At 68.8% G+C, this 5414-nt stretch carries 5 protein-coding genes; all 5 read right to left on the reverse strand.

Features of this window, described 5'->3' with window-relative positions; all coding sequences use genetic code 11:
• Positions 1–45 precede the first annotated feature (45 nt).
• A complete protein-coding gene (gene urtE / locus G6018_RS05620; RefSeq protein ID WP_182639088.1) occupies positions 46–747 on the reverse strand; it encodes an urea ABC transporter ATP-binding subunit UrtE in 702 nt (233 codons plus the stop codon).
• Entirely contained in the window at positions 744–1649 is a 906-nt protein-coding gene (gene urtD / locus G6018_RS05625; RefSeq protein WP_241731118.1) for an urea ABC transporter ATP-binding protein UrtD, read from the reverse strand. The genes urtE and urtD overlap by 4 nt, the downstream gene beginning before the upstream one ends.
• The gene (gene urtC, locus G6018_RS05630) at positions 1646–2863 is read right to left on the reverse strand and encodes an urea ABC transporter permease subunit UrtC (RefSeq protein ID WP_241731119.1); all 1218 of its coding nucleotides are present in this window, start codon (positions 2861–2863) and stop codon (positions 1646–1648) included. Before urtC ends, urtD begins: the two co-directional genes overlap by 4 nt.
• Complete coding sequence (gene urtB, locus G6018_RS05635; RefSeq protein WP_182610272.1) at positions 2860–3744, reverse strand: urea ABC transporter permease subunit UrtB; 885 nt, start codon at positions 3742–3744, stop codon at positions 2860–2862. Before urtB ends, urtC begins: the two co-directional genes overlap by 4 nt.
• A gap of 85 nt (positions 3745–3829) precedes the next feature.
• Positions 3830–5083: an urea ABC transporter substrate-binding protein gene (urtA, locus tag G6018_RS05640; RefSeq protein WP_182610273.1), complete on the reverse strand. Its 1254-nt coding sequence runs from the start codon at positions 5081–5083 to the stop codon at positions 3830–3832.
• Positions 5084–5414 lie beyond the last annotated feature (331 nt).

The raw sequence follows: 5414 nt of genomic DNA on the forward strand, positions 1-5414 counted from the left end.
TCGGCCGATGTGTGCGGAACGCTCTTGGCGAGGGGACCGGTTCGCTCAGATCGCCAGCGCCGACGTCACCTCGTGGGCGGCGGTGTCGTCGGAGGCGCCCGAGTGGGTGACCCGGCCCGACTCCACCACGTAGAACACGTCCGAGGCCCTCAGGGAGAACCCCACATGCTGCTCGACCAGCAGCACGGACAGGTCGCCGCGCGAGGCCAGGTCCACGATGATCCGCTCGATCTCGGCCACGACATTGGGCTGGATGCCCTCGGTCGGCTCGTCCAGCACCAGCAGCCGCGGCTCGGTGATGAGCGCCCGGGCGATGGCCAGCTGCTGCCGCTGCCCACCGGAGAGCAACCCGGCCTTCCGATCCAGCAGCTCCTTGAGCGCCGGGAACAGGTCGAGTGACTCGTCGATGAGCGCCTTCCCCCGCTTGCGCCCGTCCGCCACGACCCGCAGGTTCTCGGCGGTCGTGAGCTGGGTGAACGACTGCTGACCCTGGGGCACGTAGCCGATACCCAGCGCCACTCGGCCATGCGGTTTGAGTCCGGTGATGTCCTGGCCGTCGAAGGTGATCGTGCCGGCCTTGCACGGCAGCAGGCCGACGGCGGCCCGCAGCAGGGTCGTCTTACCCGCCCCGTTGTGCCCGAGCACCGCGGCCACGCCCCCGGCGGGGACCTCCAGGTCCACCCCGTGGAGCACCTCGGACCCGCCGTACCCGGCGCGGACGCCCGACATCTGCAGTAGTTCGCTCATTCGTCTGACTCCATCTCGGGTTCGGTGCCGCTTTCCGGCTCGGTACCGCTTTCCGGCTCGGTACCGGTTTCCGGCTCGGTACCGGTTTCCAACTCGGTGCCGGTGGCGGCCGCGGTGCCCAGGTACACCTGCTGGACATTGGGGTCGGCCTGGATCTCGGCGACCGTGCCCTCGGCGAGGACCTTGCCGGCCGCGAGGACGGTGACCGAGGTGGCGAAGTCGCGCATGAAGTCCATGTCGTGCTCCACCACCACCACCGTGCGGTCGGCGGCGATGCGCTGGAGCAGTTCCCCGGTGGCCTTGCGCTCGTCCGCCCCCATGCCGGCGACGGGCTCGTCGAGGAGCATCACGTCGGAGTCCTGGACGAGCAGCATGCCGATCTCCAGCCACTGCTTCTGACCGTGGGCCAACACCCCGGCCTTGGTGCCGGCCAGGTGCTCGAGACCGATGGTCTCCAGCGCCTCGGAGACCACGGTCGCGCGGCCGCGGCGCCGCCGGAGCAGGGTCACCCATCCCCGACCGGAGCCGGCCGCGATGTCCAGGTTCTGCTCCACCGTGAGGTCCTCGAAGATACTGGCCGTCTGGAAGGTCCGTCCGATCCCCATGCGCGCGATCTTGTGGGTCTTCATCCCCAGCACCGGTTGCCCGGTCTTGTCGACCGTCCCCGTCGCCGGGACCAGCCCCGTGATCGCGTCGACGACGGTGGTCTTGCCCGCGCCGTTGGGTCCGATGAGGAACTTGAGGTCTCCCTGGATCAGCGTCAGGTCCACCCCGTCGACGGCGCGGAACCCGTCGAACGAGACGGTCAGACCGCGGACCTCCAGGTAGGTCCGTCCCGTCGAGGCGCCGGCGCGGCCGCCTCCGGCCCCGGTCGAATCGGTGGCCACAGCGGTGGGGGTCATGGGGTCTCCTCCGTGTTGGATCCGGTGGATCCGGTGGTGGCGGGGGTCGCGGGGCCGGACCCGGTGGACCTGCGGCGCCGGCGGATGACGAACAGGCTGGCCAGGCCGCCGGGCAGGAAGCCCACGACGACGATGAAGAGCACACCCTGCAGGTAGGTCCACTGCGACGGGTAGGCCTCGGAGAAGGTCGTCTGCGCCCAGGCCACGCCGATCGCTCCCAGGACCGGGCCGAGCAGGGTGGCCCGGCCGCCGATCGCGACGCCGATGAGGAACGCGATCGACGGGGCGATGCCGATCGCCGAGGGCGAGATGATCCCGACGATCGGGACGAACAGCGCGCCGGCGATCCCGGCGGCGAAGGCGGCGACCGCGTACGCCAGGGACTTGACCAGCGCCGGGTCGTACCCCAGGAAGCGGACCCGCTCCTCCTGGTCGCGGACGGCCACGAGCAGCTCACCGAAGCGCGAGTGCATGAACTGGCGCACCAGCAACACCACTCCGATGAGGGCGCCGCCGGTGATGAAGTACAGCATCTGGCGGTTGGCCGGATCCGACAGGGCGAAGCCGAAGAAGCCGGTGAACCGGTTGAGTCCGTTGGATCCGCCGAGCTCGGGGCGGCTGACCAGGAAGATCGCCGCGGCGGCCGCGAGGGCCTGGGACAGGATCGCGAAGTAGGCGCCCTTGACCTTGCGGTTGAACACCAGGTATCCGAACCCGAAGGCCAGCAGGGGTGGCAGGAGCAGGATCACCACGAGGGTGAAGATCGGCGAGGCGAACGGTTCCCAATACCCGGGCAGCGACCGCATCCCGGCGATCTGCATGAAGTCCGGCAGGGCGTCGGGACCGCCGCGGTCGCGGGCGTCGGCGAGCTTGAGGTACATCGCCATGGCGTACGCGCCGACGCCGAAGTACACGCCCTGGCCGAGCGTGAGCATGCCGCCCCGCCCCCACGCCAGCCCGATCCCACTGGCGACGATGCCGAAGCAGAAGAACTTGGCCAGCAGGTTGAGCCTGAACTCGCTCAGCAGCGCGGGTGCGACGCCGAAGATGAGGATCGCGGCGACGGCGAGCGCCACCCAGAACACCCAACGGGGTCGTTCGCCCTCGGTGGTCAGCGCGCCGGGCAGGGGCAGACGAGGTGGCCGTCCCCGACGACCCGCGGCCGGCTCGGCCGGGTCCGGGGTGGTGGTGCCGATGGTGGCGGTGTCGGTCATGCCAGGCTCCTGGTCTTGACGGCGAACAGCCCCTGCGGGCGGATCTGGAGGAAGACGATGATCGTCACAAAGACGAGCACCTTCGCCACGGAGGCGGTCGTGGAGTATTCGAAGAACGAGTTGAGGATCCCCAGCGCGAAGGCCGCGATGACGGCGCCCCTCAGCTGACCGAGGCCCCCGACCACCACCACGAGGAAGGCGTCGATGAGGTAGGACTGCCCGATGGTGGGGCTCGTCGAACCGATGAGGGTCAGCGCCACGCCCGCCACCCCCGCGAGGCCGGAGCCGATGAAGAACGTGGTCAGGTCGCTACGGCGCGAGTTGATGCCCGAGCTCTCCGCGAGATCACGGTTGAGGGTGACCGCCCGGATGCGCCGCCCCATCGGGGTGAACCGCATGGCCGCCATGAGGGCGGCGACACACGCCACGGCCAGGAGGAAGATGAAGACCCGCGTGTACGGGACGGAGGCCCCGAGCAGGACCAGGTTCCCGCGGAGGAACGCGGGCACCTCGACGTTGACGGCGGGGGCTCCCCAGATGTCGCGCGCGATCTGTTGCAGCACCAGCCCGACGCCGAAGGTGACGAGCAGTGTGTCGAGCGGTCGGGCGTACAGCCGTCTGATGAGCAGCACCTCGAGGATCACCCCGAGCAACCCGCCCACCACGAACCCCGCCACGAGGGAGATCGCCAGCCCCGCACCGGAGGCGGCGACGAATTGTTGGATGACGTAGGCCGTGTAACAGCCGGCCATGATGAACTCGCCGTGCGCCATGTTGATGACGCCCATCTGCCCGAAGGTCAGGGACAGGCCGAGCGCTGCGAGCAACAGGATCGAGCCGATGCTCAGTCCTGTCGCGAGTTGACCGATGATGACGTCCACACCGGCTCCTTTCTCCTGCGTGCGCCCGCCCGCGGCGGCCCCGGTGACCGGGACCGCCGCGGGGGGGCGGTGGACTCGGACTGGGTCAGTTACCGGACAGGTCGCCGGCCCAGTCGTAGCCCTCCAGGAAGGGATCCGGCTCGATGGGCTCGCCCGAGCTCCACACCTCGTAGATCAGGCCGTCGGGGCGGATCTCCCCGACGAGTGCGGTCTTGGAGATGTGGTTGTTGTCCCCGTTGATCGTCACGGTGCCCTCCGGGGCGTCGAAGCTCACGCCGCCGGCGTTCTCCTGGATCTCGGCGACGTCGAAGCTGCCCGCCTTCTCGACCGTGTTCTTCCACAGGAACAGCGAGGTGTACGCGGCCTCCATGGGGTCGGAGGTGACCCTGTTCTCGCCGTACTTGGCCTTGAACGCCTCGACGAACGACGTGTTCTCCGGACTCTCGATGGTCTGGTAGTAGTTCCACGACGTGAGCTGGCCCTCGATATTGTCCGCGCCGATGCCCTGGACCTCTTCCTCGGCGATCGACACGCTCACCACCGGGGTGTCCTCCGCGGTGAGGCCGGCGTTGGTGTACTCGCGGAAGAAGGCCACGTTGGAGTCGCCGTTGAGGGTGTTGAAGACGGCGTCCGGGTCGGCGGTGCGCACCTTGTTGACGATGGTGGAGAAGTCGGTGGACCCGAGCGGCGTGTAGTCCTCACCGAGGATCTCGACGTCGTTGGCCTCCGCCCACGCCTTGATCACGCGGTTGGCGGTCTGCGGGAAGACGTAGTCCGAACCGACGAGGTACATCGATTCGACGCCCTGCTCCTTGAGGTACTCCAGCCCCGGGACGATCTGCTGGTTGGTGGTGGCGCCGGTGTAGAAGATGTTCTCCGACGCCTCGAGCCCCTCGTACTGGACGGGGTAGTAGAGCAGCGCGTTGTTGTCCTCGACCACCGGCAGCATGGCCTTGCGGGAGGAGGAGGTCCATCCCCCGAAGATCGCGGCCACGCAGTCGCTGGTAATGAGCTTCTGCGCCTTCTCCGCGAACACGGCCGGGTCGGAGGCCCCGTCCTCGACCACGGTCTCGATCTGCTTGCCCATCACTCCGCCGTCGGCGTTGATCTGCTCCACGGCGAGCTCGACGGAGTCTCGCACGGTCCGCTCGGAGATCGCCATGGTTCCCGAGAGCGAGTGCAGCGACCCGATCTTGATGGTGTCGCCTGAGGTGTCCACGCACGATTCCGCGGAAGCCGCGGCGGTGTCCGAGGTGCGGTTGCCGCAGGCGGTGAGGGCTCCGGCCCCCAGGACCACGAGGGCGGCGGCGGCAGCAGTGCGTCTGGAGATGGATTTCACGCGGGTTCATCCTTGCCGTGGGCGGGCTGTCGATGGCCCCCGCTTCTCGGGGATCGACGCTCGATGAACGCAAAGTTATGAGTTTCATGTGAGCCGCACGGTTCCACAGTGTTTCGTCTGTGTTGCCTCGATCCACCTGCAGTGAACCCTGGGTTTCTCAGCCCTTGCGCAGGTCCGGCGCCGGCGCCCCCAGGACGTGTTTCCGGGCGGCGGACCACACCGCGCGAACAGCGGCATCCACCGCCTCCGGGCTGCCGCCCACCACCCGGGCCCACGCCCCGCACCCCTCGGGCAGGGTGCTCACCCCGCAGCGCACTTCATCCCAGCGCAC

The sequence above is a fragment of the Dietzia sp. DQ11-44 genome, assembly GCF_014145205.1.
In the GTDB taxonomy this organism is placed as follows: Bacteria; Actinomycetota; Actinomycetes; order Mycobacteriales; family Mycobacteriaceae; genus Dietzia; species Dietzia natronolimnaea.